Source organism: Bacillus fonticola, assembly GCF_012955605.1.
In the GTDB taxonomy this organism is placed as follows: Bacteria; Bacillota; Bacilli; order Bacillales; family JC228; genus Bacillus_CG; species Bacillus_CG fonticola.
This window is the reverse complement of record NZ_CP052135.1, coordinates 1,848,183-1,865,785: the sequence shown is the minus strand read 5'-3', so window position 1 is coordinate 1,865,785 and position 17,603 is coordinate 1,848,183. Positions and strand designations below refer to the sequence as shown.

Below are 17,603 nucleotides of genomic sequence, written 5' to 3'. Positions count from 1 at the left end.
AAACTAGACTGCTTTATCTCCAATTTCCATACATAGGTTGAGTGTGGTGTTCATGAACGTTTTTTTGTAGTTATTCTTGAAACAAGTCTTCTAGAAGCAGGTCTTGCCCGTATTTTGCCAACGCAAGCATCAACTTAATGCGCGCTTTCGGACCATTTAATCCGTAAGCAAACTGGATGCCCCGGTCGTGTAGCCATTTCCCCCCGCCTTCATATTTGTACACTTCCTGGGCAATACCGTTGAAGCAACGAGACACGACAACGATGGGAGTACCGCTATCTTTCAACCTGCACACACCGTGGGCTGCTTTTGGGGGAAGGTTCCCTTGTCCTAATGCTTCGACGACAAGTCCGTCGATTCTGCCTTCCAATGCTCGTAAAAGAGTGTCGTCCATTCCTGCGTAAGCCTTGACAATTGGCACATTGGGAATAGATTCATTAGTGAAAGGAATCCACTCCCGGCGAATGGGTGCATGGTGAAACCGTACTTTTGTTTTGGTCACAATTCCAATGGGTCCATATTGGGGACTTTGGAAAGTAGATACATTGGATGCATGAGTTTTCGTTACATTTTTCGCTGTATGGATTTCATCATTGAGAACGACCATAACGCCTTTCCCCTTTGCTTCAGGACAAATAGCTGTCCTAACTGCGCTTACCAAGTTGTACAATCCATCGCTGCCAATTTCGTTACTAGAACGCATCGCACCTGTTAATACGATGGGGACATTTACTTCGAGTGTTATATCTAAGAAATAGGCAGTTTCTTCGAGAGTATCAGTACCGTGTGTGATGACAACACCGTCATACGTTTTCCGTGCTATTGCGTCTATAATGACGTCTCGCAATTGTTTCATTTCCTCGAATGTAATATGTGGTGAGGGGAGGTGAAATAGTTCCAATACGTCTACAAAGCAGTACGATTCAATAAGGTGTGTTTCACGAAGAAGCGGATTAGTTGTCTGAGGGGACACAGACTGTTGTTCATCTTCTGCCATTGAGATGGTCCCGCCAGTATGAATAAGTAGTAGTGTTGGTTTCATAAGTACACACCTTTCTCTTTTATCCAAAGGCTCTTTTCGTATCCTTTGTTGTTTTTATTAAACAGTTATCCCATGATGTGACATACTGCTATGTTGATTTCCGCTGCAGGCGGACGCTTTCCGCGGGGCGGGCGGTGAGCCTCCTCATCGCTGCGCTCTTGCGAAATGAAATGCGGAAGCGGTCCGTTTTGCTCCCTCTGAAAGATGTTCTTTGGCTTTAGAGGCGCTTTTTGCCTCAAAAGACGAAGGTTATTTTCAGACGGGAGCAGACCGCTGTAGCTAGACACGTCTCACCTGTCCCGCTGATCCCGCAGGAGTCGCCGCCTTCCGCTCCAATCAACGAATAGTAAGTATTACATAATTTCCCTTACTAAGTATGAAGTTGAATACTATTGTGGAATTACACATGGTCTCATGGAAAACATTCAACATTTTCTTAGTACAATCAAAACTAGCGAAGTGTATTTCCGGAGCGGTGTCTTATGTCGCATCATACAGCTACTGTGTAATGAGATTTCATTAATAAAGCAACAATCTTTCAGAAAACAGCCTATCCAAAAATTTCAATCTGATTATGTACACTTTTTTCAACTTCTCACCCGTATCCTCCTATTCCATGATACGATGAAGTAAATGGATATTAAAGGGTTGATGGTATGATTTCTATCCTATCTGCGGGAATTGCTCCTGGATTTGCCTTATTAAGTTATTTTTACTTACGAGATAATTACGATCAAGAGCCTATTTCCGTCGTGATTCGAGCGTTTATGTTTGGTGCACTGCTTGTATTTCCACTGATGTTTATCCAGTATGTGTTTGAAGTAGAGGGGATTTGGCAATCTTTGTTTGCTAAATCGTTTCTTTCTATAGGCTTTCTGGAGGAATTTTTCAAATGGTTTGTCTTGTTTTATACAGCCTATACGCATGTAGAATTTGATGATCCATATGATGGCATCGTGTATGCGGTAAGTGTATCCCTTGGATTTGCTACAATGGAAAACATTTTGTACTTATTGGCCAATGGTGTTGAGTATGCACTGGGTCGTGCGTTACTTCCCGTGTCTAGTCACGCGCTATTTGGGGTCATTATGGGCTTTTATATCGGGAAGGGGAAGTTTTCAAACCAACCGTTAAAGTCCCGCTTTCTCTTTTTGTCCCTTCTTGTGCCTATTTTTTTACATGGTACGTATGACGTTATTTTGCGAACGCGCACGGAATGGGTCGTACTCATCATTCCGTTTATGTTATTCTTGTGGTGGTTTGCGTTACGAAAGGTAAAAATGGCGCGTCACTACGTGGAAAGAAAAAAGAAAATAGCGATTCCGTAAATGTGAACCACAACTAGTACATCCTATCAGCTACTCCATTCAAACATAAAATGTGTGCGTCTCTCTTTGTATAAGGGAGGCGCTTTTTAGTGATTTTTTTCGATTCATTTCTAACTGGTCAAATCTACCACTAACAAGATAGGGTGTTGTTTTGTATATTTCTAACCTCTTCTCACAAAAATAGAGTTAACTTCAGACCAACAATTGGAGGGTAACTACATGGAATGGATGTCTAGACAGGTAAAGTGGTTCCTCATCTTTACCCTTGCAACCGCTATTTTCTTTACAGGTAATATGCAGGAGGCAAGTGCATTTTCGGAACAAGTAATACAGAAAGGGGCTGTAGGAGAAGACGTAATAGAATTGCAGGCGCGACTTCAATACAACGGATACTACAACGGTGAGATTGATGGGGTTTACGGATGGGGGACTTATTGGGCAGTTCGTAACTTCCAAGAAGCATTTGGAATGGAGATTGATGGGCTTGTCGGTGAAGAAACAAAGCACATGCTCGAAAAAGCAACTAAGTATAACAAGCAATTTGTAAAAAAGAATATCCGTAATGATCGAGATTTTACACATTACGGAGGGACAGGTTTAGATAAACAGTCTGGCCCAAAGGATAACCCACAAGGTAGTGAAAAAGCGCCAAGTACTGATCCGAAGAAAGGCCAAGGAACAGGAAAATCCGGTGACCCAGGAGCAGGAAAAGCCGGTGACAAAGGAGCTGCCCATAAAGACGAACAACCATCAGATCCAGGCACTAATCAGGCACCTACACCAAATACGGGTGAAGGTGACACTGAAGAGGCTCCACCACCAGATCAAGGTTCAGAAACAGAAACTCAGCAAGAACAGCAGCCTAATAAACCGACTGCTTCTAACACACCGAACGGCTTTAGTCAAAATGACATTCAGGTCATGTCAAATGCCGTTTACGGTGAAGCACGAGGAGAACCGTACGAGGGGCAGGTTGCCGTTGCTGCCGTTATATTAAATCGTGTGGATAGTCCACAGTTTCCGAATACGGCTGCTGGGGTGATCTTTGAACCTGGTGCTTTCACTGCTGTTGCTGACGGACAAATTTACTTAACACCGAATGAAACAGCCCGTCAAGCTGTTTTAGACGCAATTAATGGATGGGATCCATCGGAAGGTGCATTGTATTACTTCAATCCAGAAACGGCAACAAGCAATTGGATTTGGTCACGTCCGCAAATCAAACGAATTGGAAAACACATATTCGGTGAATAGGAGGAGGCAGACAGATGATTAGAGGAATCCTCATCGGAGTACTTGCAGTTGCAGTCGGTGGAACAGCATTTTGGGGATACCAAGAGCACCAAGAAAAAAATGCAATCCTCATCAATGCAGAGAACAACTATCAACGGGCCTTTCACGATTTAACCTATCAGGTAGACTTACTACATGATAAAATCGGTGCCACACTTGCCATGAATACGCAAAAGTCACTATCACCTGCACTGGCAGATGTGTGGCGCATTACTTCTGAAGCCCATAATGACGTGGGGCAACTACCATTAACGTTATTGCCTTTTAACAAAACAGAGGAGTTTCTTGCACAAGTAGGGGAATTCAGTCATAGAACAGCAGTACGAAATTTAGAGAAGGATCCCCTTACTAGTGAGGAACAAGAAACACTTCAGAGCCTTTACGAACAAGCAGCCACGATGCAAGAAGAGCTGCGCACGGTTCAAAATATGGTGATTCAAGATAACCTTCGCTGGATGGACGTTGAGATGGCATTGGCCTCCGGTGAAGAAACTACTGATAATACGATCATTGATGGGTTCAAAACGGTCGAGAAAACGGTTGATGGTTATGATGAAACAGGTTTTGGTCCAAACCAGGTGTCCTCGCGCGAGAAAGAGATTGGGTACAAGGACTTAGATGGAGATTTTATTAACAAAGAAGAAGCTAGAAAAATTGCTGAAAAATATATTCCTGTTCCAAAGAACGCCAAAATGACCATTGCAAAGGGTGGTCCGAATAAGGAAAATGGGTTCTACAGCGTGACGTATAAAAAAGGCAATTGGGAAGCAACAATGGATATCACGAGAAAAGGGGGATACCCGATCTACCTCCTTCAGAATCGTGATATTACAGATCAAAATATTAGTTTAAATGAAGCAAGTAAAGAAGCAGAAAAGTTTTTAAAAGAGCACAACTTTATGGATATGGAATTATTTGAAAGTACACAATATGATAATGTAGGACTATTTACGTTCGTATCCATTTCTGAAGATGGAGTCCGTATTTATCCTGATGCGATTTCGATAAAAGTAGCCTTGGACGATGGATCTATCTTGAACTTTACTGCAGAAGAATATTTGAAGTCACACAAAACACGTGACATCCCAGAGCCTACAATCTCAAAAGAAGAAGCAAAAAGTATGCTGAATTCCAACGTGAAAGTTCAAGATGATCGCTTAAGTATTATCGTGAACGAACTGGGAGAAGAAGTACTATCCTATGAGTTTCTAGCTACCTTAAATAATGACACGTATCGCATTTTCATTAATGCGAACAATGGTGTAGAGGAAGAAATTGAAAAACTTCAAAACGCAGAACCGATTTACGAAAATTTAGTATAAGTACATGTTCATAACCATCTCAACCACAATGACAACACGTCTACTGAGTCTACTAGTAGGCGTGTTTTTTTTACCAAGTGGTTCCTTGTCACGATTTGTTCACATATAATGGAGATAATGAAAAATTTTTGTGAGGTGATCGGTTTGATCGAGATAGGGACCTCTTTACAAATTGAATGGAAACAAGAGGATGGGTCAGTAAAAAAATTACGGAGCAAAGTAGCGGACGTATCACAAGATGCATTTGCGATGCAGTACCCAGTAGATAACACAAGTGGTAAAACAGTTTTCCTTTCAAATGATACGTATTTCAAGGTGCAATTTGTGAATGCAGCAGGGCAGGCGTTAGGCTTTAGAACACATATTGTTGGGCGCAAAAAAGACAGAGTCCCTATGATTGTTTGCTTTCTCCCTGAGGTAAACAAAATGGAGAAAATTCAACGAAGAGAGTTTGTGCGCGTAGAAGCTATGATTGACGTTGCCTTTACATCCGTTAACCCACCGCAAAAAACGTTTCATACGGTGACAACAGATATTAGTGCAGGTGGATTGGCCGCTGTCTTTAAACCTCATTTGCCTTTCCAAAAAGATGAGATTTACGAAACGCTCCTTGTGCTCCCTTTTCAAAATGGTACCCGATACGTCAAGGTACAGACAAAAGTTATTCGGTTTATTGAAAAGAGGGAAAGAACGCTTGTCACATTAGAATTTCAAGAAACGACTGAAAAAGAGAAACAACTCATTACGCGGTACTGTTTCGAAAGACAATTAGAAATGAGAAGAAAAAGCCAAGCCATCTAGAGATGTATAGAGAAGCGATTGCCTGACCACTCTAGTAGTAAAACTTGGGAGTGGTATCAGGATGCAACGAGGGGAACGAATCGTTAAAAAGCTTGTGTTCATCCACTTAGCTTTGTTAATCATCATTCAAGGATGGTTTCATAGGCCAGATGTGTTAGAGGAATGGAAATCAATTACTTTTTATGAGGGCGTAACAAAACAGAACTTTACGAATATACTGGAGACATTTTCAGGCGCAACTCCAGACGAGTAAACGGGGTGCACTATGCCCCGTTTTTTGTATGTCTTTCAGGAGAGATTATTACGGTAGACTGAGTCGTTCTATGGTAGAATGAGACGGGTTATAGGCAAGAAAGAGGAGGAACGCGAAAGAGATGATTTCAATTGCTATTGATGGACCTGCAGCAGCTGGAAAAAGTACGGTCGCAAAACGAGTTGCAGAAACGCTCCATTATATTTATATCGATACAGGTGCAATGTATAGAGCGTTAACATATAGGGCTATGCAAGTTGGCATTTCGGTCCATGAAGAGGATGAGTTGGTCGCCTTGTTACAAAAGATAAGCATTTTCTTAAAACAGAGTGATGTAGGACAAATCGTGTTTGTGGACGGAGAAGATGTAACTGAAGCTATTCGAACAGATTTGGTGACACAAAATGTTTCCTATGTCGCAGCCCAACGTGGGGTGCGAGAAGATATGGTGAAAAGGCAGCAACAACTTGCCAAACAAGGTGGAGTAGTGATGGATGGTAGGGATATTGGCACCGACGTACTCCCCCATGCTGAATGCAAAGTGTTTCTGCTCGCCTCTGTCGAGGAGCGTGCCAAAAGACGATATGAAGAAAACAAACAAAAAGGCTTTTCTGTTAATTTCGAAAAGTTAAAAGAGGAAATCGCTCGTCGAGATCGAATAGATTCTGAACGAGAGGTTTCTCCGTTAAAAAAAGCGGTTGATGCAGTAGAAATCGATACAACGTGTCGCACTATAGACGAGGTCGTGCAATCTATTCTTTCGCTCGCATCAGAAAGGATGGACGTGGAGTGAGTTTTTACCATTTTGCAAGATCTATTGTAGCTGGTGTTATGAAGCCGATTTTCCGTTTCAAAGTAATTGGATCGGAGAACTTCCCAAAAGAGGGAGGCGTGTTGCTTTGCTGTAACCATATCTCAAACTTAGATCCACCTGCACTCGGGGTAGCAGCTCCACGCCCGGTATCTTACATGGCGAAGCAAGAGCTGTTTGAAGCACCCATTTTAAAAACAGTCTTACCGAAAGTACATGCGTTTCCTGTACGGAGAGGAAAAGGAGACCGTGAAGCTCTTCGTACCGGCTTAAAAGCTTTGAAAGAAGGAGCCGTCTTAGGTTTGTTTCCTGAGGGAACCAGAAGCAAGGATGGGCAAATTCAAAAAGCATTAGCGGGTGCAGGTTTTTTTGCCCTGCGATCTGAAGCGGCTATCGTCCCTTGTGCCATCATCGGACCGTACAAACCCTTTTCGAGATTGAAGATAGTGTTTGGCAAGCCGATTGATTTTGAGAGCTACCGTACAGAAAAAATTTCAGCAGAAGAAGCAACTAGCATTATTATGGAGGAAATTCAGCATTTGCTCGATGAACAAAGAGGGAGTCGTGTTGGTTGATTTTGTTAAAGTAGTCGTGTATCGTCGCACATAAGAACGTGAGACGACAGGATGTTGGAGAGCTGAGCGTCGCAGCACGACGTTGCGTACTGCTTAGCATCCTTTATGTCGCTACACTAAATGAGAAAGATTCCAGACCTCGCATGTTCTATAGGGGACAATTCATGTAGTTTTTTGAAAGTTTATGCTATATTTGTAGTAGAGTAGTCAGGCTGAAGGAGGAGTACACATGGTAGAAGACATGAACCAAGTCGAAGTGAAAGTGTTTGAGGTCGGCTCTGAAGTGACAGGTACCGTTACAAAAGTCGAAGAAAAACAAGTACTCGTGGACATTCAAGACAGCAAACTAGACGGAATACTTCCGATTAGCGAGCTATCCAGCTTGCATGTAGAAAAAGCGACCGACGTTGTGAAGGAAGGGGATACGCTCACTCTTCAAGTGTTAAAAGTAGAAGAGGAAGCCCTTATTCTTTCAAAACGAAAAGTGGAAGCAGAAAAAGCGTGGGAGCGCTTAGAAACAGCCTTTCAACATGGCGAAACAATCGCTTCAGAAGTGAAAGAAGTTGTGAAAGGCGGACTTGTTGTCGATTTAGGCGTACGAGGCTTTGTTCCTGCGTCTCTTGTGGAAGATCACTTTGTAGAAGACTTCTCTGAATATCAAGGAAGAGTAATGGATTTTAAAATCGTTGAATTTGATCGTGAAAAATCACGCCTAATCCTTTCCCACCGTGCTGTTCTTGAAGAAGGGAAAGCGAAAAAGAAACAGGACGTCTTAACTGCTATCGAAGCAGGACAACAATTGGAAGGTACCGTTCAACGCTTAACGGACTTTGGAGCATTTGTAGACATTGGTGGAGTTGACGGTCTTGTACATGTCTCCCAGTTAGCACACGAACACGTTGAGAAACCTTCTGACGTTGTCGAAGTAGGTCAAACGGTACAAGTGAAGGTTCTTTCAGTTGATCGTGACAACGAGCGGATCTCCCTTTCAATTAAAGAAACACTACCTGGGCCTTGGCAAAATATTTCCGAAAAAGCGCCACGTGGAACGGTTCTTAAAGGGACCGTAAGACGGATTGTTTCTTATGGAGCTTTTGTGGAAGTGTTTCCAGGGGTTGAAGGACTTGTACACATCTCGCAAATTTCTCATAAGCACATTGGCACTCCAAATGAAGTACTCGAAGAAGGTCAAGAAATTGACGTGAAGGTACTTGATGTGAATGAAGAGGCAGAGCGCCTTTCACTTAGTATTAAAGAGCTCGAGGAATCTACTTCTTCATATGATAACTACGAACTTCCTGAGGAATCAAAAGGATTTTCTCTCAGTGAGGTAATCGGAGATAAATTAAAAGGGTTAAAATAAATTTACTGTTAACGCTCGCAATCCGCGGGCGTTTCTTGAAACCCTTAAAAATAATGGTGATGACATGAGTCGACAGCAACGAAAGGTAGAGCACATTGCGCATGCTATTGAAACAGGTTCTTCAGGTGGAAATGGGTTTCAAGATGTGCAAGTTCTACCTAACAGCTTACCAAACTGTGCTGTAAGTGATGTTGATCTGTCAACGCATATTGGCGAACTTTTTTTAGGTTCGCCAATTTTTGTGAATGCGATGACAGGCGGTGGTGGGCGTGAAACAGAAAAAATCAATGGACTACTTGCTGAAGTGGCAGCAGAGTGGAATCTTGCCATGGCGATAGGCTCACAAATGGCTGCCTTGAGGGATCCTGTAGAGGAAGCTTCTTATAAGATTGTTCGGAAAAAGCATCCACGTGGTATTTGTTTTGCAAACTTAGGTAGTGAGGCAACTGTCGATCAAGCCCGTCGTGCAGTGGACATGATCGAAGCAAACGCCCTTCAAATTCATTTAAACGTCATCCAAGAGTTAACAATGCCCGAAGGAGATCGTGACTTTACGGGTGCTCTAGGGCGTATTGAGCACATTGTAAAAAAAGTAGAGTGTCCGGTTATTGTAAAAGAGGTCGGCTTTGGAATGACAAAGGAAACAGTGGACAAACTTCGAGCAGTCGGAGTGAGCGCTGTAGACGTTGGTGGGCGCGGCGGTACCAACTTTGCTGTTATCGAAAACAAACGTCGTACTCGAACCATTCCTGGGTTTAATCATTGGGGTATTTCGACAGCGGCAAGTTTATTGGAGGCTAAAAATGCCCACCAAAGTGGACCTACGCTTGCGTCTGGTGGAATCGAGACGAGCGATGACGTTTTTACTGCACTTGTACTAGGTGCAGATGCAGTAGGAATGGCAGGTGTGTTTCTTCGTACGTTGACAGAAGAGGGACAAGAAGGGCTCTCTCAGTGTTTGGATGAGTTGCATCGTGATTTGACCTTTTTTATGACGGCAGTGGGTGCGAAGGCTATTTCTGAGTTACACAATGTCCCATACATACTGAAAGGCGAGCTGTATCAGCATGCCTTTGTGCGGGGGTTTTTAGATTAATAAACAAAGCGCACGATACATTGTATCGTGCGCTTGTTTTAAAATTGCAACTTCATTACAATACGATTAACTGTTGAAACGGTGAAGGCTGGACATCAAGGATATGACATCCTTTCGTTCAGCCCTTTTTTATTGCTGTTTTGGTTGCGGCCCTATTTCTCCGTCTTTCTCTAGCTTCGTTGCACCATCATGAGTCATCGCTTGGTCCCGGTCACTCTCCACACGTTTTTCGGCCTTTAATTTCCGTTCTTGACGATCACGTCCCATATTCGCACGCCTCCTTCTTATTTAGTATTGGCACTCTAAAGTAGTATCCCTCAGTTTTTACTGATTAAGTTACATACCTTTTTCCCATACTGGAAAAGATAGGAGGAGATGATGTGGAAGGATTCCTGTTCTATTGGCTAGGATGGACCGCTTGGATCGTGTGCACATTTTTAATCTCTAAAGAAACTCCTTATAGAACCCCTATAAGTGCAGTCCTTCTACTGTGGATAGCGTTTAGTCAACACACAATATCGATTACTCCCACTTGGACGGTAGCGGTATGGACGGTTATTATATGGATCCTTTGTATTTGGTGGGTCGCTAAAGGGAATATAAAGCAGACTTTGTTTATGGTTTGGGGGAGTTTGTCTCTTACGCTTGGGTATGCAGCGTTTAAATTAATTAGCCTGTATGATCCGGTATGGGTGTTTATAGATGAGAGGTGGCTGCTAGCTATTTGCTTAGTGGCTTGCTCGGTGCTGCTTTCAAATAACGGCGCTACTCGGGCTATATTCATCTCCCTAGGAATGGTGCAGGGGGATTGGTTATTTGGCTGGATTCTAGAAAAATGGCGCTTTGGTTATACATCTGGGGGTACTTTTTTATTGGATACGTTAATGCTTGGCGTGATAGGAATTGTTTTTATTACAACATACGAAGTAACTATGAAACGTTGGCAATTAGTGACAACTTCAGTGAAAAAGGAGAGACAAAGAACATCATGAATGAGTATTTGTATCCAGTTATATTTGGGGTAGTTGTAGGAACGGTAACGCGTATTTCTATGCTGAAAACAGATTACCGTCAATATCCGACTTATTTACACGGTAAAATTATCCATATTGCTTTAGGATTTATTGCAGCAAGTTTGGGGACGATAGCTGTTCCTGCCATTTTAGAAGAAGAATATACAGCCATCACGTTTTTGACTGTCGCAGCCTCACAGTTTCGTGAGGTGCGTAATATGGAACGGAATACACTGACTGAACTGGATAGCTACGAGTTGGTATCGAGAGGAAAGGCATACATAGAAGGCATCGCATTGACTTTCGAATCACGGAACTACTTAGTCATTTTCACTTCTCTTTTGTCTACCTTTGCCTATGTGATCTTCGGGATAGGGATCGCCACCATTGTCGCCGTCATTTGTTTTTTCATAACTCATCGTATGATGAAAGGAAATAAAATAGGTGACATTGTTCATGTGGAGTATCAACCGTTACATTTTGAGGGAGCAGGACTGCACGTTGACGATATTTACATCATGAACATCGGGTTACCGAGCAAGCAGGAGATCATTTTAGAGTATGGCATGGGTTTTGTTTTAACACCGAAAAACTTAAATGCATTGACCACAATTTCAAATTTAGGACAACGCCAAGCCATTATTCATGATGTGTCAACTGCTTTAGGTGTACACCGTGATTCAGGAGAGCCTTCGTTGTATCCACTTGCCAAAAGAGATTTAATTGATGGGAGGCTCGGTGTATTCCTAATTCCTCATGAGCAGGACAGAGAGAAGGCTGAACGTGTGATTAAAGCTTGTCCTACGCTTGAGAATGCTATACGTATGCCAAGCGAACGACATCTTGATCAGAAGGGGCGTGAACGAGCATGACTCTCGAAAAGTTTATTTTAGCGGCTATTACGACAGATCCGGAAAAAGCACCGACTGGTTGTGCAGTATTTCATGTTGACTCAGTAGAAGAGTTACACAAAGTAGCACTCAACCTTGAAGCGATATTAGATGGCATCGCTCATCTAGTATCGGAAGAAGTTTTTGTTGTGGTTAGACATTAAGATGGTCTACAGGGAAAGTGTTATGATCGGAGGGAATATCGATATTTCGCCCTGCTTTTTTAACGACTCATTTACAGAAATATTTTGTTTCCGTCTATCATTTGCTATACTGAAGTATAAGGCCCTTCTATGCCCTTTAGAAGGGTATTTTCGTTCGTGCAAATGAGATGAACGTGAAAGATATTGAGGTGGAACGTATGACAAAACCAGTAGTAGCGATTGTAGGACGTCCAAATGTAGGAAAGTCGACGATCTTCAATCGTATAGTAGGTGAGCGGATTTCCATTGTTGAAGATACACCTGGTGTAACGAGAGATCGAATTTATAGTGAAGCCGAATGGCTAACCCGTTCTTTTTCCATGATTGATACCGGTGGAATTGATATGGGGGACGAACCGTTTTTAGAACAAATCCGCTTGCAGGCTGATATTGCTATTGAAGAGGCTGATGTCATTCTCTTTTTAACAAGCGGTCGCGAAGGTGTCACTTCTGCTGATGAAGAAGTAGCTAAACGACTATATAAGTCAAAAAAACCGGTTGTTCTTGCTGTGAACAAAGTGGACAACCCGTCAATGAGAGATCAGTTGTATGATTTTTATGCTCTCGGGGTTGGGGAACCTTATCCGGTTTCAGGATCTCATGGACTTGGTCTTGGAGACGTACTGGATGAGGTCGTGAAGCACTTTCCAACTGAACAAGCAAATGATTATGATGAAGATACCATTCGCTTCTCTCTCATTGGCAGACCTAATGTCGGAAAATCATCGATCGTGAATGCTCTCCTCGGTGAAGATCGAGTTATTGTGAGCGATATTGCTGGGACGACTCGAGATGCCATTGATTCTGTGTATACGTATGACGGTGACGAATACGTAATCATTGATACAGCGGGAATGAGAAAAAGAGGAAAAGTGTATGAAAGCGTTGAAAAATATAGTGTACTCCGCGCGTTGCGGGCGATAGAGCGATCTGATGTTGTGTTAGTTGTGATTAACGCGGAAGAAGGCATTATTGAGCAAGATAAAAAAATTGCAGGTTACGCACACGAGGCAGGTCGGGGTGTCATCATTGTCGTGAATAAATGGGACGCACTTGAAAAGGATGACAAAACACTTCATAAATTCGAGCAGAATATTCGGGATCACTTCCAATTTTTGGATTATGCACCGATCGTGTTTGTATCTGCGCAAACGAAACAACGACTTCATACCATTCTTCCCACGATAAAAATGGTAGCGGAGTTTCACGCGATCCGAGTCCAAACAAACATTCTGAACGAAGTAGTGATGGATGCTATCGCCATGAATCCGACACCTACTGATAAAGGAAGACGCTTAAATATTTATTACGCAACCCAGGTTGCCGTGAAGCCGCCTACATTTGTGTTGTTTGTAAACGACCCAGAACTGTTACATTTTTCTTATGAACGCTTTTTAGAAAATCGTATTCGCGAAGCATTTGGATTTACAGGCACGCCCATTCGGTTAATTGCACGAGCACGGTCTTAATCGCAAAAAAGAGGTGGTTTAATGGAAAAGAAATTTTCAATAGCCATGCTAGGAGCAGGTAGTTGGGGGACAGCACTTTCTCTTGTACTCGCTGATAACAATCATGATGTTCGCTTGTGGGGACATCGGCAGGAAGCGATGGAGAAAATGAAAGAAACGCGAATAAATCAGCGATACTTACCTGGTGCCCACCTACCCGAGTCAATTGTGCCGACAAGCTCGTTAAAAACGGCGTGCACTCATGCGGATGTCATTATTTTTGCTGTCCCGACAAAGGCAATTCGTGAGGTTTGTCAGAAGGTAAAGGGTCACATAGGACAACCGATGAGATTTGTTCATGTGTCTAAAGGTATCGAACCAGACTCTCTTTGCCGGATTTCAGAAATGATTCATGAAGAGCTGGGTGACCTTGTGCAAGATCTTGTTGTTTTGAGTGGGCCATCACATGCAGAAGAAGTACAATTGCGCCATCCTACAACCGTTACTGTGGCATCTTCGTCGATGGTGGCGGCAGAATGGGTTCAGGATTTATTTATGACACGACATTTTCGTGTGTATACCAATCCAGACCTTATTGGGGTTGAGCTCGGAGGGGCACTGAAAAATATTATCGCTCTCGCTGCTGGTATTTCAGACGGTCTAGGGTTCGGTGATAATGCCAAAGCGGCTCTCATTACACGTGGTCTTGCCGAAATTGCTAGGCTCGGTACAAAAATGGGTGCCAGACCGTTAACATTTTCCGGGTTAACCGGTATTGGAGACCTAATTGTGACATGTACAAGCGTACACTCGCGCAACTGGCGAGCAGGCAACATGCTAGGAAAAGGAAAACATCTAGATGAGGTGTTGGAGCAGATGGGCATGGTTGTAGAAGGAGTACGCACTACAAAAGCAGCCTACCAATTAAGCAAACGGTATGATGTCAACATGCCTATTACGAATGCCCTATATAGCGTGTTGTTTTCCGGTGTAATGGCAAAAACCGCTGTAGAACAACTAATGGCAAGAACCCGGACAGACGAAATGGAAGAACTCGCTGGGATACTTGATGACGGTGATACTGTAAGATAATGAAAGGGCCGAATGGTCCTTTTTTTGTGCGATGAGCCTTGTTGATGGTAACACGAACTCGATAATTGTGACAAAGTTGACAAATTCGGCTCTGGAACGATTTCGTCGAAAGAACGTTATGCTATAATAGCAAGCGAAAAGACAAGAGGTGAGTTGAAAATGATCGACCCATTAATGAAAATGTGGATTTCTTTTGGTGCGATGGGATTAATGTTTCTGTCAGTTGTGACGATTTACCTAAGTCGGTATAAATTGAAAGGGATTTTGCGCGGCATTACTGCTCTTGTTGCGTATTCCTTCATGATAATTGCTGGCTTTATTATATTTATAGTTGTCTTTAGTGGACCAACGTTGCAGTAAAGGTGGAGAATGATGTTCAGACGAATTCAAATGACGGTTATCCTCTCGTTAGTCTTTCTGCTAACAGGATGTATGTATCCACAAGAGGAGTTAGCGCGCAATCAAACACCCTACGAAGATCAAATTCAATCAGTTCAATCTTCAGTTACCCGTTTTCAAGAGGCTAACGGTATTTTGCCGATTAAAACAAGAGAGATGGACACGCCTATTTATCGAAAATATCCGATCGATTTCAAAAGAATTGTACCAAGTTTTCAAAGTGAAGTTCCGACAAATGCCTTTGAAAATGGAGGCGTATTCCAGTACGTATTAGTGGACGTTGAAGAGGATCCACAAGTAAAGCTTTTTGACCTTCGTCTAGCCGATGCAATTCGAGAGCTCAAATTTCGTATTGATGCGAATACAGGATACCCACCATATGGAGAAGAGATTGCCGATAGCGTCTTTACTTTGCGATATGAGGAGTTAGGTTTAGAAGAAGGACCAACTGTATTAAGCCCCTATACGCAACAACAATTACCGCTTATAGTAGGCCCTAACGGGGAAGTGTACATAGATTATCGTAGTGACGTGGCGAGACTTATCCAAGAAGGAACGATCACACCAGAGCAAGGAGGAGATCTTAGAGAACAACTTGTCGAGCGGAGTGCGTTTGTTCCAGCCTATTCTTTGCCTATTGTAATAGGTGAAGGCAGAGAACCAGTATATGACATATCTTTTTCAAAAGAAACCGATGCTTCGGATTGAGGCGCGGTTTTTTTGATTATTGCGGTAAGTGGTGAGCGCTTAGGGTATGTTCGTCGCGTCGTGGTAACTGGCAGGACGTGGTTGTTTTTAACACGCATGTATAGGTATTCCTCTCCCATTATCACTGTTTGTACCGATCCTCTTCGCTTTCTATGTAGTCATTTCTTCACTTGAAGACCCCACACTTTCAATTCTCTGTGAAAATCAGGCATATCGCTCTTAACCTTCAATATATTGTAGAAGAAGGACGTTTCGCTAGATTCGTTGACACGAACATACACCAAGAATCAGCATGGTTGACAATACAAGATAAGTTTTGGAGGGGGAATGCGAGAAATAGTCATAACAGAGGGGGACAACATCATACATTTAGACTGTCTAGTTATTTGAACAAAGTCCCAGCAAATCAAGTCGGGAGGGAATCTCGTGGAAAAGGTCGATATTTTTAAAGATATTGCCGAGCGAACTGGCGGTGATATATATCTAGGTGTTGTGGGAGCAGTTCGAACAGGAAAAAGTACTTTTATAAAGAAATTTATGGAGCTCGTTGTACTCCCGAACATCAGTAGTGAAGTGGAGCGGGCTCGAGCACAAGACGAGCTTCCGCAAAGTGCGGCAGGAAAAACGATTATGACCACTGAACCGAAGTTTGTTCCGAATCAAGCAATTTCTGTCCATGTTGATGAAGGATTGGATGTCAACGTACGTTTAGTCGACTGTGTAGGTTATACAGTCCCAGGTGCAAAAGGATATGAAGACGAAAACGGTCCTCGTATGATCAATACACCGTGGTACGAAGAGCCTATTCCGTTTCATGAAGCAGCAGAAATGGGCACGCGAAAAGTGATTCAAGAACATTCTACTATCGGAGTCGTCATTACAACGGATGGTACGATTGGAGAAATTCCTCGTTACGATTATTTAGAAGCAGAGGAACGTGTCATTGAAGAGCTGAAGGAAGTTGGCAAGCCATTCATTATGGTTGTCAACTCCGTAAGACCGCATCATCCGGAAACAGAAGCACTGCGCCAAGGTCTCAGTGAAAAGTACGACATTCCAGTTGTATGTATGAGTGTGGAAAGCATGCGTGAAAGCGATGTACTCGCAGTGATGCGCGAGGCGTTATATGAATTCCCTGTTCTTGAAGTAAACGTAAATCTGCCGAGCTGGGTGATGGTGTTAAAAGAGGATCACTGGCTCCGTGAGAATTACCAAGATGCTGTGAAAGAAACGGTGAAAGACATTAAGCGTCTACGTGATGTCGACCGTGTTGTCCACTCTTTCAGCGAATTTGAATTCATTGAGCGTGCTGGACTCGCTGGCATTGAGATGGGGCAAGGGGTTGCCGAGATCGACTTGCACGCACCAGACGATTTGTATGATCAAGTATTGAAAGAAATTGTAGGGGTAGAAATTCGCGGGAAAGACCACCTATTAGAATTGATGCAAGACTTCTCTCATGCGAAACAAGAGTATGATCAAGTCTCGGATGCATTAAAAATGGTGAAGCAAACAGGCTACGGTATTGCCGCGCCATCGCTAGCAGATATGAGTCTAGACGAGCCGGAAATTATCCGACAAGGTGCACGCTTTGGCGTTAGATTGAGAGCAGTTGCCCCGAGTATCCATATGATTAAAGTCGACGTTGAGAGTGAATTTGCTCCAATTATTGGAACAGAGAAACAGAGCGAAGAACTCGTTCGATACTTAATGCAAGATTTCGAGGACGATCCGCTATCCATTTGGAACTCCGACATATTCGGCCGAAGCCTGAGCTCCATCGTGCGCGAAGGTATTCAAGCAAAACTCGCGTTAATGCCGGAAAACGCTCGTTATAAGTTGAAAGAAACATTAGAACGCATCATTAATGAAGGCTCAGGTGGCCTCATTGCCATCATTCTGTAACCAGATGAACACAGCGTCTACTGCTCGTATTTTAGAGGGGTAGACGTTTTTTTTTGTTTTG

At 43.0% G+C, this 17,603-nt stretch carries 19 protein-coding genes; 17 read left to right on the top strand and 2 right to left on the bottom strand.

Features of this window, described 5'->3' with window-relative positions; translation table 11 throughout:
* Positions 1-70: 70 nt before the first annotated feature.
* Positions 71-1,042: an asparaginase gene (locus HHK01_RS09135; protein ID WP_170007499.1), complete on the bottom strand. Its 972-nt coding sequence runs from the start codon at positions 1,040-1,042 to the stop codon at positions 71-73.
* 656 nt (positions 1,043-1,698) lie between these two features.
* On the opposite strand from HHK01_RS09135, the gene prsW reads away from it, so the two are divergent.
* The 9 genes from prsW to fni all read left to right on the top strand — a co-directional run bounded on the left by prsW (position 1,699) and on the right by fni (position 9,884).
* Complete coding sequence (gene prsW, locus HHK01_RS09130) at positions 1,699-2,370, top strand: glutamic-type intramembrane protease PrsW (RefSeq protein ID WP_170007498.1); 672 nt, start codon at positions 1,699-1,701, stop codon at positions 2,368-2,370.
* A gap of 219 nt (positions 2,371-2,589) precedes the next feature.
* A complete protein-coding gene (locus HHK01_RS09125) occupies positions 2,590-3,624 on the top strand; it encodes a cell wall hydrolase (RefSeq protein ID WP_407646902.1) in 1,035 nt (344 codons plus the stop codon).
* Between the two features lie 14 nt (positions 3,625-3,638).
* Positions 3,639-4,985 (top strand): germination protein YpeB, encoded by a 1,347-nt coding sequence (gene ypeB, locus HHK01_RS09120; RefSeq protein ID WP_170007497.1) that lies wholly within the window; start codon positions 3,639-3,641, stop codon positions 4,983-4,985.
* A 117-nt stretch (positions 4,986-5,102) separates the two neighbouring features.
* Positions 5,103-5,786: a flagellar brake protein gene (locus HHK01_RS09115; RefSeq protein WP_170007496.1), complete on the top strand. Its 684-nt coding sequence runs from the start codon at positions 5,103-5,105 to the stop codon at positions 5,784-5,786.
* Positions 5,787-5,847: 61 nt separating this feature from the next.
* Positions 5,848-6,039 carry a YpfB family protein gene (locus HHK01_RS09110; RefSeq protein ID WP_170007495.1) on the top strand — a complete coding sequence of 64 codons (192 nt, stop codon included), beginning with the start codon at positions 5,848-5,850 and terminating at the stop codon, positions 6,037-6,039.
* Between the two features lie 121 nt (positions 6,040-6,160).
* Positions 6,161-6,832, top strand: coding sequence for a (d)CMP kinase (gene cmk, locus HHK01_RS09105; protein ID WP_170007494.1), 672 nt, complete (start codon positions 6,161-6,163; stop codon positions 6,830-6,832).
* Positions 6,829-7,425, top strand: a complete 597-nt coding sequence (locus HHK01_RS09100) for a lysophospholipid acyltransferase family protein (RefSeq protein WP_170007493.1) — start codon at positions 6,829-6,831, stop codon at positions 7,423-7,425. Before cmk ends, HHK01_RS09100 begins: the two co-directional genes overlap by 4 nt.
* A gap of 229 nt (positions 7,426-7,654) precedes the next feature.
* Positions 7,655-8,788 (top strand): 30S ribosomal protein S1, encoded by a 1,134-nt coding sequence (gene rpsA, locus HHK01_RS09095; protein WP_170007492.1) that lies wholly within the window; start codon positions 7,655-7,657, stop codon positions 8,786-8,788.
* Positions 8,789-8,852: 64 nt separating this feature from the next.
* A complete protein-coding gene (gene fni, locus HHK01_RS09090; protein ID WP_170007491.1) occupies positions 8,853-9,884 on the top strand; it encodes a type 2 isopentenyl-diphosphate Delta-isomerase in 1,032 nt (343 codons plus the stop codon).
* Between the two features lie 129 nt (positions 9,885-10,013).
* Here fni and HHK01_RS09085 read toward each other — a convergent pair whose 3' ends face one another.
* Complete coding sequence (locus HHK01_RS09085; RefSeq protein ID WP_170007490.1) at positions 10,014-10,151, bottom strand: YpzI family protein; 138 nt, start codon at positions 10,149-10,151, stop codon at positions 10,014-10,016.
* Between the two features lie 113 nt (positions 10,152-10,264).
* Here HHK01_RS09085 and HHK01_RS09080 point away from each other — a divergent pair, with 113 nt between their 5' ends.
* The 8 genes from HHK01_RS09080 to spoIVA all read left to right on the top strand — a co-directional run bounded on the left by HHK01_RS09080 (position 10,265) and on the right by spoIVA (position 17,542).
* Positions 10,265-10,876 carry a YphA family membrane protein gene (locus tag HHK01_RS09080; protein WP_170007489.1) on the top strand — a complete coding sequence of 204 codons (612 nt, stop codon included), beginning with the start codon at positions 10,265-10,267 and terminating at the stop codon, positions 10,874-10,876.
* The gene (locus HHK01_RS09075; RefSeq protein ID WP_170007488.1) at positions 10,873-11,769 is read left to right on the top strand and encodes a YIEGIA family protein; all 897 of its coding nucleotides are present in this window, start codon (positions 10,873-10,875) and stop codon (positions 11,767-11,769) included. The genes HHK01_RS09080 and HHK01_RS09075 overlap by 4 nt, the downstream gene beginning before the upstream one ends.
* Positions 11,766-11,951 (top strand): capping complex subunit for YIEGIA, encoded by a 186-nt coding sequence (locus HHK01_RS09070; RefSeq protein WP_170007487.1) that lies wholly within the window; start codon positions 11,766-11,768, stop codon positions 11,949-11,951. Before HHK01_RS09075 ends, HHK01_RS09070 begins: the two co-directional genes overlap by 4 nt.
* Before the next feature lie 197 nt (positions 11,952-12,148).
* Positions 12,149-13,459, top strand: coding sequence for a ribosome biogenesis GTPase Der (gene der, locus HHK01_RS09065; RefSeq protein ID WP_170007486.1), 1,311 nt, complete (start codon positions 12,149-12,151; stop codon positions 13,457-13,459).
* Positions 13,460-13,480: 21 nt separating this feature from the next.
* Positions 13,481-14,530: an NAD(P)H-dependent glycerol-3-phosphate dehydrogenase gene (locus tag HHK01_RS09060; RefSeq protein WP_170007485.1), complete on the top strand. Its 1,050-nt coding sequence runs from the start codon at positions 13,481-13,483 to the stop codon at positions 14,528-14,530.
* A gap of 159 nt (positions 14,531-14,689) precedes the next feature.
* Complete coding sequence (locus HHK01_RS09055) at positions 14,690-14,890, top strand: DUF2768 domain-containing protein (RefSeq protein ID WP_170007484.1); 201 nt, start codon at positions 14,690-14,692, stop codon at positions 14,888-14,890.
* 12 nt (positions 14,891-14,902) lie between these two features.
* Positions 14,903-15,637 (top strand): hypothetical protein, encoded by a 735-nt coding sequence (locus tag HHK01_RS09050; RefSeq protein WP_170008734.1) that lies wholly within the window; start codon positions 14,903-14,905, stop codon positions 15,635-15,637.
* Positions 15,638-16,063: 426 nt separating this feature from the next.
* A complete protein-coding gene (gene spoIVA / locus HHK01_RS09045; RefSeq protein ID WP_170007483.1) occupies positions 16,064-17,542 on the top strand; it encodes a stage IV sporulation protein A in 1,479 nt (492 codons plus the stop codon).
* The last annotated feature ends 61 nt before the right edge of the window (positions 17,543-17,603 follow it).

Excerpts from the sequence above, each read along its gene's own strand:
- HHK01_RS09135 (WP_170007499.1), bottom strand. The coding sequence starts at position 1,042 with ATGAAACCAACACTACTACTTATTCATACTGGCGGGACCATCTCAATG.
- prsW (WP_170007498.1), top strand. The coding sequence starts at position 1,699 with ATGATTTCTATCCTATCTGCGGGAATTGCTCCTGGATTTGCCTTATTA.
- HHK01_RS09125 (WP_407646902.1), top strand. The coding sequence starts at position 2,590 with ATGGAATGGATGTCTAGACAGGTAAAGTGGTTCCTCATCTTTACCCTT.
- ypeB (WP_170007497.1), top strand. The coding sequence starts at position 3,639 with ATGATTAGAGGAATCCTCATCGGAGTACTTGCAGTTGCAGTCGGTGGA.
- HHK01_RS09115 (WP_170007496.1), top strand. The coding sequence starts at position 5,103 with ATGAAAAATTTTTGTGAGGTGATCGGTTTGATCGAGATAGGGACCTCT.
- HHK01_RS09110 (WP_170007495.1), top strand. The coding sequence starts at position 5,848 with ATGCAACGAGGGGAACGAATCGTTAAAAAGCTTGTGTTCATCCACTTA.
- cmk (WP_170007494.1), top strand. The coding sequence starts at position 6,161 with ATGATTTCAATTGCTATTGATGGACCTGCAGCAGCTGGAAAAAGTACG.
- rpsA (WP_170007492.1), top strand. The coding sequence starts at position 7,655 with ATGGTAGAAGACATGAACCAAGTCGAAGTGAAAGTGTTTGAGGTCGGC.
- fni (WP_170007491.1), top strand. The coding sequence starts at position 8,853 with ATGAGTCGACAGCAACGAAAGGTAGAGCACATTGCGCATGCTATTGAA.
- HHK01_RS09085 (WP_170007490.1), bottom strand. The coding sequence starts at position 10,151 with ATGGGACGTGATCGTCAAGAACGGAAATTAAAGGCCGAAAAACGTGTG.
- HHK01_RS09075 (WP_170007488.1), top strand. The coding sequence starts at position 10,873 with ATGAATGAGTATTTGTATCCAGTTATATTTGGGGTAGTTGTAGGAACG.
- HHK01_RS09070 (WP_170007487.1), top strand. The coding sequence starts at position 11,766 with ATGACTCTCGAAAAGTTTATTTTAGCGGCTATTACGACAGATCCGGAA.
- der (WP_170007486.1), top strand. The coding sequence starts at position 12,149 with ATGACAAAACCAGTAGTAGCGATTGTAGGACGTCCAAATGTAGGAAAG.
- HHK01_RS09060 (WP_170007485.1), top strand. The coding sequence starts at position 13,481 with ATGGAAAAGAAATTTTCAATAGCCATGCTAGGAGCAGGTAGTTGGGGG.
- HHK01_RS09055 (WP_170007484.1), top strand. The coding sequence starts at position 14,690 with ATGATCGACCCATTAATGAAAATGTGGATTTCTTTTGGTGCGATGGGA.
- HHK01_RS09050 (WP_170008734.1), top strand. The coding sequence starts at position 14,903 with ATGTTCAGACGAATTCAAATGACGGTTATCCTCTCGTTAGTCTTTCTG.